This is a genomic window from Methylobacterium sp. Leaf88 (genome assembly GCF_001422795.1).
In the GTDB taxonomy this organism is placed as follows: Bacteria; Pseudomonadota; Alphaproteobacteria; order Rhizobiales; family Beijerinckiaceae; genus Methylobacterium.
On record NZ_LMMK01000007.1, the window covers coordinates 162,699 to 181,213 of the forward strand.

The following is an 18,515-nucleotide window of genomic DNA, read 5'->3' on the forward strand; positions in this document are numbered from 1 at the left end:
AGGATCATGCCCGTCCCGAGCCTCGCCTTCGACCTGACCCGTCTCATCACCCGCCTGCGGCATCCGAGCCCGAGCGGGATCGACCGGGTCGACCTCGCCTATGCCCGGCACGTCCTGGCCCAGGCCGGAGACCGCTTCGGCCTGGTGTCGACGGCGTTCGGCCCGCGCGTGCTGGCCCGGGCGGAGGCGCTCGGCATCGTCGAGGCCGTGGCGGCGGCCTGGGTCGAGGACCGCGACGCGACGCAGGATCCGGTCTACCGCCGGCTGGTCTCGACCCTCGGATCGCCGGGCGAGGCCGGTCCGCCGACCCCCGCGCCCGCGCGCGGCGGCACCGGGGACAGGCGGCGGATCCAGGCCCGGACGGCGGCCACGACCCTTCGCGCGCGTGGCCCCGAGATCCTGCCGGCCGGGACCGTCTACCTGCATAGCTCGCACCTGCGCCTCGACAAGCCCGGCCGATTCGACTGGCTCTACGACCGGCGCGACGTCCGGCCCATCTTCTTCGTCCACGACCTCATCCCCATCGACTATCCGGAATACGGGCGGCCCGGGGAGGCGGAGCGGCACCGGGTCCGGATGGAGACCGTCGCCCGCCACGCCGCGCACGTGCTGGTCAATTCCCGCGACGTCGGCGAGCGCTTCGCCGTATACTGCGCGGCGCTGGGGCGGCCGACGCCGCCCGTGACGGCGGCACTCCTCGGGGTCGAGCCGGTGTTCCGGCCGGTGGGGGAGGGACCGTCCTTCACGCCCGCGCGGCCGACCTTCGTCGCCTGCGGCACCATCGAGCCGCGCAAGAACCACCTGGCGCTGCTGCATCTCTGGCGCGACCTCGCCGAGCGGCACGGGCCCGAAACGCCCCGCCTCGTCCTGGTCGGCCGACGGGGCTGGGAGGCGGAGAACATCATCGACATGCTGGAGCGGTGCCCCGCCATCCGCACGCACGTGACCGAAGTCAGCGGCCTGTCGAGCCACGGCCTCGCGGCGCTGCTGCGATCAGCTACCGCCCTGCTGATGCCCTCGTTCGCGGAAGGGTACGGCCTGCCCGTGGTCGAGGCCGCGGCCTCGGGCCTGCCGGTCGTCGCCTCGGACCTTGCCGTCCACAGGGAGATCGGTGCCGGATTCGCGTGGTTCCTCGATCCCCTCGACGGGCTCGGCTGGCGCCAGGCGGTGGAAGACCTCTCGGTGCCGGGCTCCACGCTTCGCGAAGCGCTCGCATGCCGGACGGCCGACACCAACCCGCCGAGCTGGACCGCGCATTTCGAGACCGTCGAGGCGGTTCTGGCACGCACCATTTGCCGTCCTGACGACTGACGCCTAAGAACATCCGTCAGTGACCGACCGTGCACGGGACGGTGCGAGAGAGGACAGACGGATGAAGGTTGTCGACCTGGACCGGGATGCGATCAAGGCCGGCCTCGCCGACCAGTCCATGCTGGTGATCGATGTGCGCGAGCCGCATGAATTCGAACAAGGACACATCCCCGGCGCAATTACCCATCCGCTCTCGACCTTCGACCCGGGGACCCTCGCGGCGCTGATTGCCGAGGACGCCCGGACACCGGTCTTCTCGTGCATGTCGGGCGTACGCTCGGTTCAAGCGCTGGCAGCCGCCCAGAACGCCGGCTTGCCGATCGAGGCGCATTACCGGGGCGGATTCAAGGATTGGGCAGGCTCCGGCGAACCGGTCGAGGTCTGAGGCATGCGCGGAGCATGTGTGGCAGCGCACGACATAGGTCGCGGCGGACCTCTAGCTGGCGCATCGTAGGGAATAACCATATGCGCATGCGCTCGATCTTCAGTTTTCTTCCGATCGTCGGACTGGTCGCTTCGGCGCTCGTCGCGCCGGTCCTCGTATCCCCCGCCCAGGCCCAGGCCCCGGGCGGACCGCCGCCGAAGGTCACCACGGCCAAGCCGGTGGTCCGCGAGATCGTCGAGACCGACACCTATACGGGCCGCTTCGACCCCGTCGACATCGTCGACGTCCGGGCCCGCGTCACCGGCTACCTCGAGAAGCTGAACTTCACCGACGGCGCCACGGTGAAGAAGGGCGACCTGCTCTTCGTCATCGACCGGCGACCCTACAAGGCGGCCCTCGACCAGGCCCAGGCGGCCCTGGTCTCGGCCAAGGCCCGGCTGAACTTCTCGCAGACCGACCTCGACCGCGCCCAGACGCTGAGCAAGTCCGGCAACATCTCCGAGCAGGTCACCGACCAGCGCCGGCAGGCCTCCCAGACCGCGCAGGCCGATGTCGACAGCGCTGACGCGCAGCTGCGCCAGGCGCAGCTGAACTACGACTTCACCGAGGTGAAGGCCCCGATCTCGGGCCGCATCAGCCGGCGCCTGGTCACCGAGGGCAACATCGTCATCACCGACCAGACCCTGTTGACGACGATCGTCTCCCTCGACCCGATCTATTTCGGCTTCACCGTCGATGAGCGCTCGTTCCTGAAGTACCAGGGCAGCCTCGGAATCGGCATGGGCGAGACCCAGAAGGGCAAGGGCGTCCCGATCCTGATCGCGCTTACCGGCGAGGCGAAGCCGACCCGCAAGGGCACCCTCGACTTCGTGGACAACCGGGTCGACAACGCCACCGGCACGGTGCTGCTGCGCGCCACCGTGGAGAACCCCGACGGGTTCATCAAGCCCGGCCTGTTCGGCGTCGTCTCGCTGCCCGCCACCAAGCCCTATCAGGGCATCCTGCTGCCCGACGAGGCGGTCTCGGCCAACCAGGACAAGCGCATCGTCTACATCGTCGCCGACGACGGCACGGTGTCCCTGCGCGAGGTCAAGCTCGGTCCCAAGGTCGACGGCTACCGGGTGATCCGCGAGGGGCTGAAGGGCGACGAGAACGTCGTCGTCAACGGCGTCACACGCGTCCGTCCGGGCGCCAAGGTGGCGGCCGAATCCTCTACCCTGCCGCCCAGCAAGACCTGACGCCCAGCATGACCTGACGGGTGAGCCCCGAGGCAGGCGCAGCCCCTACGAGGATCATCCCCGACCGGTCACGGCCGGGGAGCGGCCACCAGACCGCGGACGAAGAAACGGTGCCGACTCGAACCCGCGCGTGCGGGCCGCATGCGGCGAGAGGTTCAAGCGATGCGTTTTGCCCACTTCTTCGTCGATCGGCCGATCTTCGCGTCGGTCACGTCGATCGTCTTCCTGATCCTCGGCTACGTCGCCTACCTGTCGCTGCCGGTGGCGCAGTACCCCGAGATCGTGCCGCCGACCGTGACCGTGCGTGCGAGCTTCCCCGGCGCCAACGCCGAGACGGTGGCGGCGACGATCGCGACCCCGATCGAGCAGGAGGTCAACGGCGTCGACAACATGCTCTACATGACGTCGTTGTCGACCAACGACGGCAACATGCTGCTGACGGTCACCTTCAAGGTCGGCACCAACCTCGATATCGCGAACGTTCTCGTCCAGAACCGCCTCTCGGTCGCCCAGCCGCGCCTGCCGCCGGACGTGCGCAACCTCGGCGTCACCGTCCGCAAGGCCTCGCCGGACCTGATGCTGGTGGTGCACCTGCTGTCGCCGAAGAAAACCTACGACCAGAACTACCTCGCCAACTACATCTACCTGAACATCCGCGACGAGCTGCTGCGCCTCGACGGCGTCGGCGACATCACCATCTTCGGCGGCAACGAGTACGCCGAGCGCGTCTGGCTCGATCCGAACAAGCTCGCGGCCTACGGCCTGACCACCTCCGACGTCATCACGGCCCTGTCCGAGCAGAACGTGCAGGTGGCCGCCGGCGCCCTGAACTCGCCGCCGGCCGCGACGGGCCAGGCCTTCCAGCTCATCGTGCAGTCGCAGGGGCGCTTCCAGAGCCCCGAGGAATTCGCCGACGTCATCGTCAAGGCCTCCGACGGCCGCCTCGTCCGGGTGAAGGACATCGCCCGCGTCGAGATGGGCCAGAAGGACTACACCACCAACTCGTTCCTGAACGACACGCCCGCCATCGGCATTGGCGCCTTCCAGCGCCCGGGCACCAACGCCCTCGACGCCGCCGCGTCGGTGCGCAAGGTGATGGACAACCTCAAGAAGAACTTCCCGCCGGACATCGAGTACCGCATCGCCTACAACCCGACGGAGTTCATCGAGGAGTCGATCCACGAGGTCTACAAGACGCTCTTCGAAGCCGTCGGCCTCGTCGTCATCGTGGTGCTGGTCTTCCTCCAGAGCTGGCGCACCGCGCTCATCCCGGTGATCGCGATCCCGGTCTCGCTGGTCGGCACCTTCGCGGCCATGTCGGCCTTCGGGTTCTCCCTGAACAACCTCACCCTGTTCGGGCTCGTGCTCGCCATCGGCATCGTGGTCGACGACGCCATCGTGGTGGTGGAGAACGTCGAGCGCAACATGGCCGAGGGCCTGTCGCCGGGCGACGCTGCGCACAAGACCATGGACGAGGTCGGCGGCGCCGTCATCGCCATCGCCCTGGTGCTCTCGGCGGTGTTCATTCCGACCGCCTTCATTCCCGGCATCACCGGCCAGTTCTACAAGCAGTTCGCGCTGACCATCGCGGCCTCGACCATCATCTCGATGTTCAACTCGCTGACGCTGTCGCCGGCGCTCTGCAAGCTGCTCCTGAAGCCTCACCACGCGCACGCTAAGCCGAAGTTCTTTCTCTTCCGCTTCGTCGCCTGGCTGGCGGACATGTTCAACAAGGGCTTCGACTGGCTCTCGAACACCTATGGGCGGATCATCTACGGCCTGACGAACTACGCGGTCGGGCTGATCGCGATGCTGCTCGTCTACGCGGCCGTCATCGCCGCCACCCTCCACCTGGTCCAGACGACCCCCACCGGCTTCATCCCGGACCAGGACCAGGGCTACCTCATCGGCGTGGTGCAGCTGCCCTCGGGCGCCTCCCTCGACCGCACCACCGAGGTGGTGAACCGGGCGGCGGCGGCGGCCCGCAAGATCGAGGGCGTGACCAACACCGTCATCATCGCAGGCTTCGACGGCGCGACCTTCACCAACACCACCAATTCGGGCGTGATGTTCATCACCCTGGCGGGCGCCAAGGAGCGGGCGGGCCAGGGGCGGAGCGCGGCGGTGATCACCAACGAGGTGATCAAAGCGACCGCCGACATCCAGGAAGCCCGCGTCATCGTCATCCCACCGCCGCCGGTGCGCGGCCTCGGCCAGGGTGGCGGCTTCAAGATGCAGATCGAGAGCCGGCAGAGTTCGGCCATCGGCCCGCTCCTCGGCGCGGTCGGCGAGGTGCTGGGCAAGGCGAACCAGAGCAACGACGTGCAGCGGGTGTTCACCACCTTCGGCAACGACACGCCGCAGCTCTATCTGGACATCGACCGCACGGTGGCGCGCATGCTCAACGTGCCGCTCGGCAACGTGTTCTCGACGGTGCAGACGGCGCTCGGTGGCGCCTACGTCAACGACTTCAACACCCTGGGCCGCATCTATCAGGTCCGCGTGCAGGGCGACGCCCCGTTCCGCGTCTCGAAGCAGGACATCGAGCAGTTGAAGGTCCGCTCCTCCACCGGCGCCCTGGTGCCGATGGGGACGCTGGCCACGATCCGCGAGATCACCGGCCCGCAGATCGTCCAGCGCTTCAACCTCTACTACTCGGTGCCGGTCCAGGGCACGGCCAAGCCCGGCATCTCCACCGGCCAGGCCCTCGACGCCATGGAGGCCATCGCCAAGGACAACCTGCCGGACGGATACGCCTACGACTGGACCGAGATCGCCTACCAGCAGAAGGCCGCGGGCAACACGGCGATCTACGTGTTCGCGCTGGGCGTGCTCCTCGTCTTCCTCGTGCTCGCCGCGCAGTACGAATCCTGGGCCTTGCCGCTGGCGATCCTGCTCGTGGTGCCCACCGGCGTGCTCGCGGCCCTGTTCGGGGTGCAGCTGCGGGGCCAGGACAACAACATCCTGACTCAGATCGGCCTGATCGTGCTGATCGGTCTGGCGGCCAAGAACGCCATCCTGATCGTGGAGTTCGCGCACCAGTTGGAGGAGACCGAGCGGAAGGGCCCCGTGGCCGCCGCCGTCGAGGCCTGCCGCTTGCGCCTGCGCCCGATCCTGATGACGGCCTTCGCCTTCATCCTCGGCACGGTGCCGCTGGTGATCGCCACCGGCCCCGGTGCCGAGATGCGCCAGGCGCTCGGCACCGCCGTCTGCTTCGGCATGATCGGCGCCACGGTGTTCGGCCTCTTCCTGACCCCGGTCTTCTACGTGGTGATCCGGAACTTCCTGATCTGGCTCGCCAAGAAGCGCGGCAAGGACCCGCACAACACCACGCCGGACAAGCACGATCCGCACCCGGCGCCCTCCCACGCCTGAGACCGACCCGAGCCCGGATGCGAACCTCGCATCCGGGCTTCGTGTTTTGGGGTTGCGCCTCGCAAACCGGAAAGCTAAAGACCCCTCACCCCGCGAGGGGCGTCGGAGCGTAGCGCAGCCCGGTTAGCGCACTAGTCTGGGGGACTAGGGGTCGGAGGTTCGAATCCTCTCGCTCCGACCATTCGAGCTCATTGCCCCCACAATGAGATGTCCAGAATCCTGACCATCGATGACCGGCCCCGTGAGCGCCCGGATACCGGCCTCGGCGCGCGGCCCGCGCGGTGATCGCGCGACGTGCCCTGCGCACTCCCGGTCTCGGCAGCCCCCCGCAAACACGAAATCGTCAGCCGCCCCGCGTCTCGCGAGAGGACGGCCGCCGCCGCCCGTCGCGAGGCGCGACCGGCGGATTGACTCGTGCGCAAGCTTGGCTTTCTCACTCCTCCCGGCGCACCGCCCGCGGGCGTCACCGCCCGTCCGTGGCCGTCCCCGGCCCCGGGGAGAACGACGGGCCGGTCGTCGGTGCGCAGGCGGGACTCCAATCGGAAATTTGCCACGAATGGCGTCACACAAACACGACGCGACTTGGCTAAAACAGTCGCAGCGGTCGCCCTCGACCTGTCCGACCTTCGGATGGGGAGGTCGTTGCTTTGGTGAGATACGTATTCCCCGCCACATTTGACCCCGATCTCCAGCATCCGGATCGCCCGATCAGGTCGTCCGAGCCACGCACACGCCTCCGACCTGACCACCGGCCACCAACCTGAAAGCACTTTTGCGGCACATGACTGGGACAAAGCGCACGATCGCGACCCTTCTCGCGCCCCTCGGGTTGCTGATCTGCGTGGTGGTGGCCGTTACCCTCTGGCCGGCCCCGGTCATGAGCGTCTTTACGGGGCTGAGCACGGCGATTCGCGAGCGCTTCGGAACGAGTGAGGCCGAGACCGCCGCGGGCGGCGAGCCCCGCGAGGGCGGGCCGGCCCGGCTCTTCCGGCCGAGCCCGGCCCAGCGCGCCGCCCTGAACATCGCCCCCATCGCGACGGTCGGCTTTCGGCCGGAAGGGACGGCCGAGGGCCGCATCGCCCTGAACGAAGACGACAACGTGCCGGTGACCTCGCCCTATGCCGGCCGGGTGACCAAGGTGCTGGTCCGCGCCGGCGATGCGGTGAAGGCCGGCGACGTGCTCCTCACCCTCGAGGCCACGGACATGGTCCAGGCCCAGAACGACTACCAGGCCGCTCTCAACACCCTCGCCAAGGCGACCGCGCTGCTGAAGCTCGACCAGACCATCGCGGCGCGCCAGCAGGAGCTGTTCCAGGCCAAGGCGGTGGCGCTGAAGGATTATCAGTCGGCCCAGAACGACGTCATCGGGGCGCAGAGCGACATGAAGACCGCCGAGGCCGGGCTCGAAGCGGTGAAGAACCGCCTGCGCCTCCTCGGAAAGACCGACGCGGAAATCGCGGCCTTCGAGAAGAAGGGCACCCTCAGCCCTGAGACACAGATCCGGGCGCCCATCGCCGGGACCATCGTCCAGCGCAAGGTCGGCCTCGGCCAGTACCTCTCCACCGCCAGCGACCCGGTCTTCGTCATCGGCGACCTCTCCACCGTCTGGCTGGTGGCCAACGTGCGCGAGAGCGAGATCCCGCGCATCCGGATCGGCCAGGAGGTGGAGGCGACGGTGGCGGGCTTCGGCGACCGCGTCTTCAAGGCGCGGGTCGACTACATGTCCGCCAGCCTCGACCCGGCGACGCGGCGCCTGGCGGTGCGCAGCGAGGTGGAGAACCCGGACCAGGTCCTGAAGCCCGAGATGTTCGCCACCTTCACGATCTTCACCGGGCCGGGGCAGACGGCGCCCGCCGTGCCCGCCGCCGCCATCGTGTACGAGGGCGCGCGGGCGCATGTCTGGATCGCGCGGCCCGACGGGGCCATCGAGGCCCGCGACGTCACCCTGGGCCTGACCGCCCGCGGGATGGTGCAGGTCACCGCCGGGGTCGCGGCGGGGGAGGCGATCGTCACGCGCGGCGCCGTGTTCATGGATCGGGCGACGAGCGGTGACAAGGCCTCCTGACCCGTCGGGCCTGGGGCCCCTTCCTCGTCCTCGGGCCTCGGCCGGAAGAACTCTGCCATGAACAGCCTGATCGTCTTCGCCTTGCGCCAGCGCGTGCTGGTCTGCCTGCTGTTCCTGGTGATGCTGGCGCTCGGCTATGCCAGCTACACGCAGCTCAACATCGAGGCCTATCCCGATCCGGTGCCGCCGCTCGTCGACGTCATCACGCAGAATCCCGGGCAATCGGCCGACGAGATCGAGCGCTACATCACGATTCCCCTGGAGGTGCAGCTCGCCGGCATCCCCAACGCCACGGTGGTGCGCACCATCTCGCTGTTCGGCCTCTCGGACGTGAAGGTGCAGTTCAGCTACGCCTTCACCTACCAGGAGGCCCTGCAGCGGGTGCTCAACCGCCTGTCGCAGCTGCCCCCCCTGCCCAACGGCGCCCAGCCGCAGATCTCGCCGACCAGCCCCGTGGGCGAGATCATGCGCTACAAGGTGACGGGACCGCCGGGCTATTCCTCCACCGACCTGAAGACCCTGCAGGATTGGGTGCTGCAGCGCCGCTTTAAGGCGATTCCCGGCGTGGTCGATGTCACGGCCTTCGGTGGCCGGACCAAGGAATACGAGATCGCCGTCGACCTGAACCGGCTCCAGGCCCAGGGCATGACCCTGGTGCAGCTCGTCACCGCGCTCAACAATTCGAGCATCAACGTCGGCGGCCAGACCCTGAACGTGGGCGAGCAGTCGGCGGTGGTGCGCGGCATCGGCCTCATCCGCGACATGGACGACATCCGCGACACGATGCTGACCCAGGTCAACGGCGTGCCGGTGCTGGTGCGCGATGTGGCCGAGGTGCGGGTCTCGCACGCGCCGCGCCTCGGCATCGTCGGCCATGACGGCGACGACGACATCGTCGAGGGCATCGTGCTGATGAGCCGGGACGGCGAGAGCCTGCCGACCCTGGGCCTGGTCAATGCCGAGATCGACAAGATCAACGCCAGCGGCATCCTGCCCCCGAACGTGCGGGTGGAGCGCATCTACGACCGCAGCGGGCTTATCCACACCACCACCCACACGGTGATGCACAACCTCGTCTTCGGGGTGACGCTGGTCTTCGTGGTGCAGTGGCTGTTCCTGGGGAGCCTGCGCAGCGCGATCATCGTGGCGGCGACGATTCCCTTCGCGCTCGGATTCGCCATCCTGATCCTGGTCCTGCGCGGCGATTCGGCAAACCTCCTCTCCCTCGGCGCCATCGATTTCGGCCTCATCGTCGACGCCACCGTGATCATGGTCGAGAACGTGTTCCGGCACCTCGCCGAACCGGAACACGGCGAGGGCCAGACGCCGCCGGGGGGCCTGACCGGGCGCCTCGGCACGATCGCCCTCGCGGGTGCCGAGGTGAACCGGGCGATCTTCTTCTCGGCCACGATCATCATCGTGGGCTTCCTGCCGCTCTTCACCCTGACGGGCGTCGAGGGACACATCTTCGGCCCGATGGCCAAGACCTACGCTTATGCGCTGCTCGGCGGCCTCATCGCCACCTTCACGGTCTCGCCCGCCCTCTCGGCCCTGATCCTCCCCAAACACGTGGAGGAGCGCGACACCCTGGTGGTGCGGCTCCTGCGCTTCGGCCACGTGCTGATCCTGCGCTTCGGCCTGCGCAACAAGGTACTGTCGCTCCTCGTGGTCGCCGCGGTGCTCGGCGTCTCGGGCATCGCCGCCCGTACGCTCGGCCTCGAATTCCTGCCCAAGCTGGAGGAGGGCAATCTCTACATCCGCGGCACCATGCCGGCCTCGATCTCCCTGGAGGCCGGCAACGCCTACGTGGAGCGCCTGCGCAAGATCATCGCCGAGGTACCGGAGGTGGTCACCGTGCTCTCGCACCAGGGCCGCCCGGACGACGGGACCGACGCCACCGGCTTCTTCAACGTGGAGATCCTCGCCCCCCTCAAGCCCTTCGACACCTGGCGCAAGGGGCTCGACAAGGAGGGGCTGGTCCGCGACCTCTCGGCCAAGCTCGACGAGGCTTTCCCGGGAATCGAGTTCAACTTCTCCCAGTACATCGAGGACAACGTCCAGGAGGCCGCCTCCGGCGTGAAGGGCGAGAACTCGGTCAAGATCTACGGCAACGACCTCAACGACCTGACCAGGACCGCGGAAGCGATCAAGGCCACCCTGGCGAAGGTGCCGGGCATTGCCGACCTCGCGGTCTTCGCCTCCCTCGGCCAGCCCACGGTGCGGATCGACATCGACCGGCGCAAGGCCGCCCGCTACGGCCTGTCGCCGGGCGACGTGAACACCACCGTCCAGGCGGCGATCGGCGGCCAGACCGCGGGCGATCTCTACGAGTACGGCTCCGACCGGCACTTCCCCATGCGGGTGCGCCTCGCGCCGCAGTACCGCCGCAGCCTGGAGACCATCCGCAACATCACCGTCGGGGCGGCCAACCCCGCCGGCGGCGTGATCCAGGTCCCGCTCTCGGAGATCGCCACCGTGGAGCTGGTCTCCGGCGCGGCCTTCATCTACCGCGAGAATCAGGAGCGCTACATTCCGGTGAAGTTCTCGGTGCGCGGGCGCGACCTCGGCGGCGCGGTACTGGAGGCGCAGGGCCGCATCGCCGAGGAGGTGACCCTGCCGCCCGGGTTCCACCTCGAATGGGTCGGCCAATTCACCAACCTGCAGGATGCCGTGCAGCGCCTGACCGTCGTGGTCCCGGTGACGATCGCGCTGATCGCCCTGCTGCTCTACGTCAACTTCAGCTCCGTCACCGACATGGTGCTGACGCTGAGCGTGATCCCAATGGCGATGATCGGCGGCATCTTCGCGCTGTTCCTGACGATGACGCCGTTCTCGATCTCGGCGGCGATCGGCTTCATCGCCCTGTTCGGCATCTCGACCATGGAGGGCGTGATCCTGCTCTCCTACTACAATCAGCTCATTGACGAGGGCTGGGCCCGGACCGAGGCGGTGTGGCACGCCGCCAACGTGCGCATGCGCCCGGTGATGATGACCTGCGTCGCCGCCTGCGTCGGGCTGCTGCCGGCGGCGATCTCCACCGGCATCGGCTCGCAGGTGCAGAAGCCGCTCGCCCTGGTGGTGGTCGGCGGCATCCTGCTCGCACCGAACCTCATCCTCGTGGTGGTTCCGATCCTGATCGCGCTGTTCTCCCGGCGGGTCCCGGCCGCGATCCCGTCGGAGGGGGCCGCCCGGGCGGCGGCCCGCGCGGAGCACGCGTGATGGGCCGGTCACAGCCTCGCGCGCGCGCCGCCGGCCGCGTTGACTTCGATCCTGGCCCGGCGCCTCTACGGCCCAGGACGGCGACAGGATTCCTTGGCACCATGGTGGCATCCCCCCAGAACGCGGCGCCGGACGGCCGGGGCCGGAGGTTGCGCCGTCTCCGGGACGGCCTGCTCGTCCTGGCGGTCACGGGCCTCGGGGGGTGCGTCGTCGGCCCGGATTACGTGCCGCCGGCCGATCCGCCGGTCACCCGCTACACCCGCGAGCCCCTGCGCAACCCCACCGCCGCCGACACCATCCGCACCGCCCATGGCGGCTCCGCCGACCAGACCTTCGTCTCCGGGGCCGACGTGCCGGGCCAGTGGTGGACCCTCTTCCGCTCCCCCGCCCTCGACCGCCTCGTGGCCGAGGCGCTCGCCAACAACCCGAACCTCGACGCCGCGCAGGCTTCGCTCCGGATCGCGCAGGAGAACGTCGAGGCGCAGCGCGGCACCCTGTTCCCGGTGGTCGGCGCCAACGGCCTCGGCTCGCGCCAGAAGGCCCCCGGCGGTGCCCTGCAGGGGCCGCTCAACGACACCCGGCAGCTGTTCTACAGTCTCTACACGCCGCAGGTGACGGTCTCGTTCACCCCCGACGTGTTCGGCGGCAACCAGCGCCAGATCGAATCCCTGGAGGCGCAGGCCGAGAACCAGCGCTTCCAGCTCGAGGCGACCTACCTCACCCTGACCACGAACGTCGTGCTGGCGGCGATCCAGGAGGCGTCGCTGCGCGCCCAGATCGACGCCACCCGCAAGGTGATCCAGGCCCAGACCGAGGTCCTCAACCTCTACAACAAGCAGCTTTCGCTCGGGCAGATCGCCGGGGCCGACGTGGTGGTGCAGCAGGCCGCCCTCTCGGTCTCGATGCAGCTGCTGCCGCCCCTGGAGAAGCAGCTCGCCCAGCAGCGCAACCTGCTCACGGCCCTGGTCGGGCGCCTGCCGAGCGAGGAGATCGCGCCGACCTTCACCCTGGCCTCCCTGCGCCTGCCCACCAACCTGCCGGTGAGCCTGCCGTCGCGCCTCGTGCAGCAACGCCCGGACGTGAAGGCGGCGGAGGCCAACGTCCAGCAGGCCAGCGCGGCGGTGGGGGTCGCGGTGGCCAATCGCCTGCCGCAGTTCACCATCACCGCCAATGGCGGCGCCAGCGCGGTGCGGATCGCGCAGCTCGCGACCTCGGCCGCCTCGTTCTACGGCATCGTCGGCACCGTGGCGCAGCCGGTCTTCGATGCCGGGACCCTGTTCCGGCGCCAGCGCGCCGCGGAGGAGACGCTGAACGAGGCCCAGGCCCAGTACCGGGCGGTGGTGATCGGCGCCTTCCAGAACGTCGCCGACGCCCTGCGGGCGCTCCAGTCCGACGCCAGGGCGGTGGCGGCGGCCTCGGCCGCCGAGCGGGCCACCAACGAGAGCCTCGGCCTCATCCGCAAGCAATACGCGGCCGGTGCACTGAACAGCGCGCAGGTGCTGATCGCCCAGCAATCCTACCTCTCGGCCCTCGTCACCTCGGCGGGCGCGCGCGCCAACCAGTATGCTGACACCGCCGCCCTGTTCCAGGCGCTCGGCGGCGGTTGGTGGAACCGGGCCGACGTGAAGCCGGCCCCGCCGAGCGCGGACCCGGCGAAGTTCCTCTAGGAAGCCGGGCGCGCAGGGAGTTCCGGCCGCGCGGGCAAACCGTTCGTTACCAGGGGGTTAAGCCGCGATTTGTTGGCCTGGGCCGGCGAGATGCGCTATAGGTTTGGGCAGGACATCGCACGGTCCGGCTGAGCGGCCGGAGACGCGCGCGACAACGCCGTGAGCGAGCGGAGCCGACACGGGCCGCCCTTGCTCCGGACCCCGGACAGGTAGAGACCGAAGACCTTGGCAGAGAACGACATTCCGGGCGCCGGCACGCCGCCGCCCGCCTCCGACATCAAGCCCGTCTCCATCACCGACGAGATGAAGCGCTCCTACCTCGATTACGCCATGAGCGTGATCGTGAGCCGGGCGCTGCCGGACGCGCGCGACGGCCTCAAGCCCGTGCACCGGCGCATCCTCTACGCGGCCTACGAGAGCGGGCACCTGCCCGAGCGCAAATACGTCAAGTCCGCCCGCATCGTCGGCGACGTGATTGGTCTCTACCACCCGCACGGCGACCAATCGATCTACGACGCCTTGGTCCGCATGGCGCAGGACTTCTCGATGCGCCTGATGCTCATCGACGGGCAGGGCAATTTCGGCTCCGTGGACGGCGATCCGGCGGCGGCCATGCGCTACACCGAATCGCGCCTGGCAAAGCCGGCCAACGCGCTCCTGGCCGACATCGACAAGAACACCGTCGACTTCCAGCCGAACTACGACGAGTCGCGCGAGGAGCCGACCGTCCTGCCGGCGCGCTTCCCCAACCTCCTCGTCAACGGCGCCGGCGGCATCGCGGTGGGCATGGCCACCAACATCCCGCCGCACAATCTCGGCGAGCTGATCGACGCCTGCGTCGCGCTCATCGACGATCCCGGCCTGTCGATCGAGCAGCTCACCGAGTACGTGCCCGGTCCCGACTTCCCCACCGGCGGCTCGATCCTCGGCCGGGCCGGCACCCGCCAGGCCTACGCCACGGGTCGCGGCTCGATCATCATGCGGGCGAAGTCCCACGTCGAGGAGCTGCGCAAGGAGCGCGAGGCGCTGATCTTCACCGAGATCCCGTATCAGGTGAACAAGGCGACGCTGATGGAGAAGATCGCCGAGCTGGTGAAGGAGAAGCGCGTCGAGGGCATCTCCGACCTGCGCGACGAGTCCGACCGCGACGGCATGCGCATCGTCGTCGAGATCAAGCGCGACGCCATGGCGGACGTGGTGCTGAACCAGCTCTACCGCTTCACGCCCCTGCAGTCGTCCTTTGGCTGCAACATGGTGGCGCTGAACGGCGGCCGCCCCGAGCTGATGAACCTCAAGGACCTGCTCCAGGCCTTCGTGGATTTCCGCGAAGAGGTGGTGTCCCGGCGGACCAAGTTCCTCCTCAACAAGGCTCGCGAGCGCGCCCACGTCCTGTGCGGCCTCGCCATCGCGGTGGCCAACATCGACGAGGTGATCCGCCTGATCCGGACCTCGCCCGATCCCAACACCGCCCGCGACGCGCTGATGGCGCGCGACTGGCCGGCCCACGACATCGCGCCGCTGATCGCCCTCGTGGACGATCCGCGCCACCGGGTCTCGGACGACGGCACCTACCGCCTCTCCGAGGTGCAGGCCCGCGCCATCCTGGATCTCCGCCTGCAGCGCCTCACCGCTCTCGGCCGCGACGAGATCGGCGACGAACTGAAGAAGCTCGCCGACGAGATCGCCGACTACCTCGACATCCTGCGTTCGCGCCTGCGCATCATGGGCATCGTCAAGGAGGAGTTCGCGGAGGTCCGCGAGGCCTACGCCACCCCGCGCCGCACCGTCATCCTCGACTGGGATTCGAACGTCGAGGACGAGGACCTGATCCAGCGCGAGGACATGGTCGTCACCGTGTCCCACGCGGGCTACGTCAAGCGCGTGCCGCTCTCGACCTACCGGGCCCAGCGCCGCGGAGGCAAGGGCCGCTCCGGTATGGCGACCCGCGACGAGGATTTCGTCACCCGCCTGTTCGTGGCCAACACCCATACGCCGGTGCTGTTCTTCTCGAACCAGGGCCAGGTCTACAAGGAGAAGGTCTGGCGCCTGCCGATGGCGGCGCCGAACGCCCGCGGCAAGGCGCTGGTCAACATCCTGTCGATGGATGCCGGCACCGAGCGCATCACCACCATCATGCCGTTGCCCGAGGACGAGGCCTCCTGGGAGACCCTCGACGTCATGTTCGCCACGGCGAGCGGCAGCGTGCGCCGGAACAAGCTCTCGGATTTCGTCCAGGTGAACCGCGCCGGCAAGATCGCCATGAAGCTCGATGCGGGCGACCACATCGTCCACGTGGAGATCTGCCGTGCCGACCAGAACGTGCTGCTCACCACGCAGGCCGGCCAGTGTATCCGCTTCCCCGTCGAGGACGTCCGAGTCTTCAAGGGCCGCGATTCCACCGGCGTGCGCGGCATCAGCCTGGGCAAGGACGACCGCGTCATCTCGATGACGATCCTCAACGCCTTCGACGCCTCGCCCGAGGAGCGGGCGGGCTACCTCAAGATGCGCCGCGCCGTGATCGGCGACGGGGTCGAGGGCGAGGAGACGGCGAGTCCGGAGGCGGAGGAGGGGGTGGCCGAGGCCACCGCCATCTCCCTCGAGCGCTACAACGAGATGGGCGCCAACGAGCAGTTCGTCCTCACCCTCTCCGAGCGCGGCTTCGGCAAGCGGACCTCGTCCTACGAGTACCGGACCTCGGGCCGCGGCGGCAAAGGCATCACGGCGATGCGGGTCAATGCCCGCAACGGCCACCTCGTGGCCTCCTTCCCGGTCCAACCCTCCGACCAGATCATGCTGGTCACCGATGGCGGCCAGCTCATCCGCGTGCCGGTGGACGACATCCGCATCGTCGGCCGCGCCTCGCAGGGGGTGACGGTGTTCAACACGGAGAAGACCGAGAAGGTCGTGTCCGTCGAGCACATCGAGGGCGAGGACGAGAGCGAGGGCGGCGACGAGGCCGCGTAAGGCCGATCGCACCCCGTCAAGCGGACGGCCCCGCGGCCGTCCGCATCCCAGGGCGCGGGGGTTAGCCCGTTTTCGTGCCGGGGCCGGAGGTTCCGTTTCGGGTCGAAATGCTCTACCCCGGGCCGCGATGATCCGCACCGCCCTCTATGCCGGCTCGTTCGACCCGGTCACGAACGGACACCTCGACGTCATCCGTCAGGCGTGCCGGCTCGTGCAGACTCTCGTCATCGCGATCGGCGTGCATCCCGGCAAGGCGCCGATGTTCTCGCCCGAGGAGCGGGCGGAGCTCCTGCGCGCCACCTGCGAGCCCCTGGCCGAGGCCGAGGGCACGGCGCTGACGATCGTGACCTTCGACGACCTCGCAGTGACCGCGGCCCGGCGGGTCGGCGCCAGCGTCTTCATCCGCGGCCTGCGCGACGGCACCGACCTCGACTACGAGATGCAGCTCGCCGGCATGAACGGTGCCATGGCGCCGGAGGTGCAGACCGTGTTCCTGCCCGCCTCCACCGGCGTCCGGCCGATCACCGCCACCCTCGTCCGCCAGATCGCCGCCATGGGCGGCGACGTCTCCCCCTTCGTGCCGCCGCTGGTGGCGACGCGCCTCGCGCAGCGCTTCCGGGCGGCCTGATCTCTCCATCCACGACCAACGAAAGCATGCTGACCCCATGGCCTTTGGACTGAATCGCCGTATCGCCCTCCTCAGCCTCGCCGGTCTCCTCGCGACGGCGCCTGCAGCCTGGGCGGCGGACGACAACACGGTGTACCTCGACACCAAGGACGGCCGCGTCACCATCGAGCTGCGCCCGGAGATCGCGCCGAAGCACGTCGCCCAGCTCAAGACCCTGATCAAGCAGGGCTTCTACAACGGCCTCAAGTTCCACCGGGTGATGGACGGCTTCATGGCCCAGACCGGAGATCCGAAGGGCAACGGCACCGGCGGCTCCAGCCTGCCGAACATCCCGGCCGAGTTTTCGCCGGCGCCGTTCAAGCGCGGCACCGTCGGCATGGCCCGCTCGTCCGACCCGAACTCCGCCAACTCGCAGTTCTTCATCTGCCTCGGCGACGCCCCCTTCCTCAACGGGCAGTACACCGTGGTCGGCCTCGTCTCCTCGGGCATGGAAGCCGTCGACGCGATCAAGAAGGCGTCCCCCGGCGCGCCGGGCGGGGCGGTGCAGAACCCCGACAAGATCGTGAAGATGCAGATGGCGCAGGGAGCCAAGTAGTTTGCGGGGCGGCGTCCAGCTCGGAGCTCTCGCGGCGCTCGTCGCCGTAGGGCTCCCCGCGTGGGCGGCGCCCTCCACGGGCCCGCTGACCTTTCCGGAAACCCTGCGCGGCACGGTCCGGGTTCCCATGGAGCAAGGCCCGCTGGGCGGCCTGGCCGAGAGCGCGAAACCGGCCGACACCCTGCGAGACCTCTATCCCACCCTCGCGGCCTGCTGGGAGGCCCCCCGGGGATTGTCCCGCTCGGCCCAGGCCGAGATCACCACCCGCTTCGCACTTCGGCGGGACGGCAGCGTCCTCGGGACGCCGCGCGTGACCTTCTCGGCCCCGAATTCAGACCCCCGCGCCCATCGCATCCTCGCGGATGCGACCCTGGCGGCGATCCGGCGCTGCACGCCAGCCCAGATCACCCCCGACCTCGGCGCGGCCATCGCGGGGCGCCCCATCGCGCTCCGCTTCATCTACCAAGGACCTAAGGGAAAAGGAGTCTAAACCCATGGCAGAGACCGAGACCATCATCCTGGAGACCACCAAGGGCCGCGTCGTGATCGGACTTCGCGCCGACCTCGCCCCCAACCATGTCGAGCGCCTGAAGACGCTCGCCGCCCAGGGCTTCTACGACGGCGTGCCGTTCCACCGCGTGATCGACGGCTTCATGGCCCAGACCGGCGACCCGACCGGCACGGGATCGGGCGGCTCCGATCTCCCCGACCTCAATGCCGAGTTCAACGCCGAGCCGCACGTGCGCGGCACCTGCTCAATGGCGCGCACCAACTTCCCGCACTCGGCCAATTCGCAGTTCTTCATCTGCTTCGGCGATGCCCGCTTCCTCGACAAGCAGTATACCGTCTGGGGCAAGGTCGTGGAGGGCATGGACGTGGTCGACACCCTGAACAAGGGCGAGCCGCCGCGCTCGCCCGACAAGATCGTCAAGGCGACAGTCGGCGCCGCCTGATCCGACTCGCTCGATCCGCGTTCGAGGGAAGTGTCCGCGCGAAGGTGCGGACACTTCTTTCGTTTCGAGGCCCGCCACGCCTAGGCAGGGCCCTCGCCAATTGGGACATGGCGGC

General features: G+C 68.9%; 12 protein-coding genes and 1 tRNA gene. All 13 read left to right on the forward strand.

The features are described from left to right. Nucleotides 1-6: 6 nt before the first annotated feature. The 13 genes from ASF20_RS05080 (at nucleotide 7) to ASF20_RS05140 (ending at nucleotide 18,400) form a co-directional block, all read left to right on the forward strand. The gene (locus ASF20_RS05080) at nucleotides 7-1,311 is read left to right on the forward strand and encodes a glycosyltransferase family 1 protein (protein ID WP_056271620.1); all 1,305 of its coding nucleotides are present in this window, start codon (nucleotides 7-9) and stop codon (nucleotides 1,309-1,311) included. A gap of 61 nt (nucleotides 1,312-1,372) precedes the next feature. After that, on the forward strand, nucleotides 1,373-1,696 hold the full coding sequence (locus tag ASF20_RS05085) for a rhodanese-like domain-containing protein (protein ID WP_056271623.1): 324 nt from the start codon (nucleotides 1,373-1,375) through the stop codon (nucleotides 1,694-1,696). 86 nt (nucleotides 1,697-1,782) lie between these two features. After that, entirely contained in the window at nucleotides 1,783-2,934 is a 1,152-nt protein-coding gene (locus tag ASF20_RS05090; RefSeq protein WP_056221282.1) for an efflux RND transporter periplasmic adaptor subunit, read from the forward strand. 162 nt (nucleotides 2,935-3,096) lie between these two features. Continuing rightward, nucleotides 3,097-6,309, forward strand: a complete 3,213-nt coding sequence (locus ASF20_RS05095) for a multidrug efflux RND transporter permease subunit (RefSeq protein ID WP_056221009.1) — start codon at nucleotides 3,097-3,099, stop codon at nucleotides 6,307-6,309. A gap of 103 nt (nucleotides 6,310-6,412) precedes the next feature. Next, nucleotides 6,413-6,490, forward strand: a tRNA-Pro gene (locus tag ASF20_RS05100). 600 nt (nucleotides 6,491-7,090) lie between these two features. Then, nucleotides 7,091-8,374: an efflux RND transporter periplasmic adaptor subunit gene (locus ASF20_RS05105; RefSeq protein WP_082501176.1), complete on the forward strand. Its 1,284-nt coding sequence runs from the start codon at nucleotides 7,091-7,093 to the stop codon at nucleotides 8,372-8,374. Between the two features lie 57 nt (nucleotides 8,375-8,431). Then, nucleotides 8,432-11,593 carry a CusA/CzcA family heavy metal efflux RND transporter gene (locus ASF20_RS05110; RefSeq protein ID WP_056271626.1) on the forward strand — a complete coding sequence of 1,054 codons (3,162 nt, stop codon included), beginning with the start codon at nucleotides 8,432-8,434 and terminating at the stop codon, nucleotides 11,591-11,593. Between the two features lie 101 nt (nucleotides 11,594-11,694). Then, nucleotides 11,695-13,260 carry an efflux transporter outer membrane subunit gene (locus ASF20_RS05115; RefSeq protein WP_082501177.1) on the forward strand — a complete coding sequence of 522 codons (1,566 nt, stop codon included), beginning with the start codon at nucleotides 11,695-11,697 and terminating at the stop codon, nucleotides 13,258-13,260. A gap of 225 nt (nucleotides 13,261-13,485) precedes the next feature. After that, nucleotides 13,486-16,224: a DNA gyrase subunit A gene (gene gyrA, locus ASF20_RS05120; RefSeq protein WP_056221014.1), complete on the forward strand. Its 2,739-nt coding sequence runs from the start codon at nucleotides 13,486-13,488 to the stop codon at nucleotides 16,222-16,224. Between the two features lie 127 nt (nucleotides 16,225-16,351). After that, the gene (gene coaD / locus ASF20_RS05125) at nucleotides 16,352-16,852 is read left to right on the forward strand and encodes a pantetheine-phosphate adenylyltransferase (RefSeq protein WP_056221017.1); all 501 of its coding nucleotides are present in this window, start codon (nucleotides 16,352-16,354) and stop codon (nucleotides 16,850-16,852) included. A gap of 49 nt (nucleotides 16,853-16,901) precedes the next feature. Next, nucleotides 16,902-17,447: a peptidylprolyl isomerase gene (locus ASF20_RS05130; RefSeq protein ID WP_056271802.1), complete on the forward strand. Its 546-nt coding sequence runs from the start codon at nucleotides 16,902-16,904 to the stop codon at nucleotides 17,445-17,447. Nucleotides 17,448-17,550: 103 nt separating this feature from the next. Then, entirely contained in the window at nucleotides 17,551-17,937 is a 387-nt protein-coding gene (locus ASF20_RS05135) for a hypothetical protein (protein ID WP_244476331.1), read from the forward strand. A 4-nt stretch (nucleotides 17,938-17,941) separates the two neighbouring features. Beyond that, a complete protein-coding gene (locus ASF20_RS05140) occupies nucleotides 17,942-18,400 on the forward strand; it encodes a peptidylprolyl isomerase (protein ID WP_056221020.1) in 459 nt (152 codons plus the stop codon). The last annotated feature ends 115 nt before the right edge of the window (nucleotides 18,401-18,515 follow it).

Excerpts from the sequence above, each read along its gene's own strand:
- ASF20_RS05080 (WP_056271620.1), top strand. The coding sequence starts at position 7 with ATGCCCGTCCCGAGCCTCGCCTTCGACCTGACCCGTCTCATCACCCGC.
- ASF20_RS05085 (WP_056271623.1), top strand. The coding sequence starts at position 1,373 with ATGAAGGTTGTCGACCTGGACCGGGATGCGATCAAGGCCGGCCTCGCC.
- ASF20_RS05090 (WP_056221282.1), top strand. The coding sequence starts at position 1,783 with ATGCGCTCGATCTTCAGTTTTCTTCCGATCGTCGGACTGGTCGCTTCG.
- ASF20_RS05095 (WP_056221009.1), top strand. The coding sequence starts at position 3,097 with ATGCGTTTTGCCCACTTCTTCGTCGATCGGCCGATCTTCGCGTCGGTC.
- ASF20_RS05105 (WP_082501176.1), top strand. The coding sequence starts at position 7,091 with ATGACTGGGACAAAGCGCACGATCGCGACCCTTCTCGCGCCCCTCGGG.
- ASF20_RS05110 (WP_056271626.1), top strand. The coding sequence starts at position 8,432 with ATGAACAGCCTGATCGTCTTCGCCTTGCGCCAGCGCGTGCTGGTCTGC.
- ASF20_RS05115 (WP_082501177.1), top strand. The coding sequence starts at position 11,695 with ATGGTGGCATCCCCCCAGAACGCGGCGCCGGACGGCCGGGGCCGGAGG.
- coaD (WP_056221017.1), top strand. The coding sequence starts at position 16,352 with ATGATCCGCACCGCCCTCTATGCCGGCTCGTTCGACCCGGTCACGAAC.
- ASF20_RS05140 (WP_056221020.1), top strand. The coding sequence starts at position 17,942 with ATGGCAGAGACCGAGACCATCATCCTGGAGACCACCAAGGGCCGCGTC.